Annotated in this window: 2 protein-coding genes; both read left to right on the forward strand. The window is 66.0% G+C overall.

Annotated elements, in window-relative coordinates; all coding sequences use genetic code 11:
• Positions 1 to 92 precede the first annotated feature (92 nt).
• Entirely contained in the window at positions 93 to 389 is a 297-nt protein-coding gene (locus EN925_RS33330) for a sarcosine oxidase subunit delta (RefSeq protein WP_127368927.1), read from the forward strand.
• A partial coding sequence (locus EN925_RS33335; protein WP_128337250.1) for a 2Fe-2S iron-sulfur cluster-binding protein occupies positions 386 to 2,067 on the forward strand: 1,682 nt, incomplete at its 3' end. The genes EN925_RS33330 and EN925_RS33335, both read left to right, overlap by 4 nt.

Consider the following 2,067-nt stretch of genomic DNA (forward strand, 5'->3'; position numbering starts at 1 on the left):
TTCACGCTCGACAGCTTCCACCGCGGGCTGGTAATCGACGACAAGGTCCAGGGTGCAAACCCGCGGCTGCATTAGGCAATAGGTAGAGTCCAATGTTGATCACTTGCCCCTATTGCGGCCCGCGCGACGTCATCGAGTTCACCTATCAGGGTGACGGCAATCGTGAGCGTCCCGACCCCGCCTCGCAGAATTTCGAGGCGTGGAACGCCTATGTCTATGACCGGCTGAATCCGGCCGGCGACCACAATGAGGTCTGGCAACATTCCGGCGGCTGCCGCGCGCATCTCAAGGTCGTGCGCAACACGCTGACGCATGAGATTTCCAGCGTTGCCTTTGCGCGCGGCGATCATGGGCCGGCCGCGCGCCGCAAGGCGGAGGACAAGGCATGAGCCCGCGCCGTGCCGACACCGGCGGCCGCATCGACCGGCTGAAAACCATCCGCTTCACCTTCGATGGCACGGCCTACACTGGCCATGCCGGCGACACGCTGGCGTCAGCCCTGCTGGCCAAGGGCGTCACGTTGTACGGGCGTTCGTTCAAATACCACCGCCCACGCGGCCTGCTCACCGCAGGCGTCGAGGAACCCAACGCGCTGGTGACGGTGCTGAAGGGCGAGGTTCGCGAGCCCAACATTCCAGCGACCATGGTCGAGATCCATGACGGGCTGGTTGCCATCAGCCAGAACCGCTTTCCCTCGCTTGCCTGGGACATCAACGCCGTCAACCAGCTCGGCGGCAAGATCCTGTCGGCCGGGTTCTACTACAAGACCTTCATGGGACCGGTGTTCGGCCCGCTCAAGGGCACGCGTTTCTGGATGTTCTGCGAACACTTCATCCGCCGCGCAGCCGGTCTCGGCAGTGCCGGATCGGCGAAAGACCCGGCCCGCTACGAACGCATGAACGCCTTTTGCGACGTGCTGGTCGTCGGCTCCGGCCCTGCCGGCCTGATGGCCACCAAGGCCGCCGCCGATCAGGGTGCGCGCGTCATGCTGGCCGATCTCGAGCCGCATTTCGGCGGTTCGGCCAACTGGTCCGAGGAAACGATCGATGGCGCGCCTGCCGCCGATTGGGCGCGGCGCACCGTCGCCCAGCTCGCAGGCCGCGACAATGTCCGGCTTCTGCCGCGCACCACGGTGTGGGGTTACTACGACAACAACACGCTTGCGGCGCTCGAACGGGTCAGCGACCACAAGGAGCACCCCGGCAAGGGCGAGCCGCGCCATCGCTATTGGGCGATCCGCGCCAAATCCGTGGTCCTGGCCACTGGTGCGTTCGAGCGGCCGCTCATCTTCCCCGGCAATGACCGGCCAGGCGTGATGCTGGCGCATGCAGCCGAACGCTATGCCAACGAATTCGGCGTGCTGCCGGGCGAGCGGATCGCGTTGTTCACCAACAATGACAGCGCCTATCGGGCGGCTGTCGCCTTGAAGAAGGCCGGTGCTGCGGTCGTCGCCATCGCCGATGTCAGGCCGGAACTTTCGCCGGAGATGCGCAAGTTGGCCGCGGAAGCCGAGGCAGAGATCTTTGCCGGCCATGCCGTCGTCGCCACCGAAGGCGGCAAGGCGCTGTCCGGCCTCAAGCTGCAGCGCTTCGACATGGCCAATGGGGCACTCATCGGTGATGCACGCAGTATCCATGCCGATTGCCTGCTGATGTCCGGCGGCTGGTCGCCGACCATCCATCTGGCCAGCCAGGCCGGCGCCAAGGCGGAATGGAACGCCGCGCGGCAAGCTTTCCTGCCGCCAAAGCCGACACAGAGCTGGATCGGCGCAGGCGCCTTCACCGGAAGCTTCTCGACGGCCGAAGCCATCGCCGAAGGCCGCGCCGCCGGCCTCGCCGCCGCAGGCGGGCAGAGCACACCGTCCATGCTGCCGACCGTCGAAGCAGTGCCTGGCGATCCCGACCCCGCCCCGGTGTTCGAGATCAGGGCCAAGGGCAAGAGCTTTGTCGATTTCCAGCACGACGTCACGGCCGAGGATGTGCGGCTGGCTCACCGGGAAGGCTTTGTCTCGGTCGAGCATCTCAAGCGCTACACCACGCTCGGCATGGCGACCGACCAGGGCAAGAG

Source organism: Mesorhizobium sp. M7A.F.Ca.US.006.04.2.1, assembly GCF_004022915.1.
Taxonomy (GTDB): Bacteria; Pseudomonadota; Alphaproteobacteria; order Rhizobiales; family Rhizobiaceae; genus Mesorhizobium; species Mesorhizobium ciceri.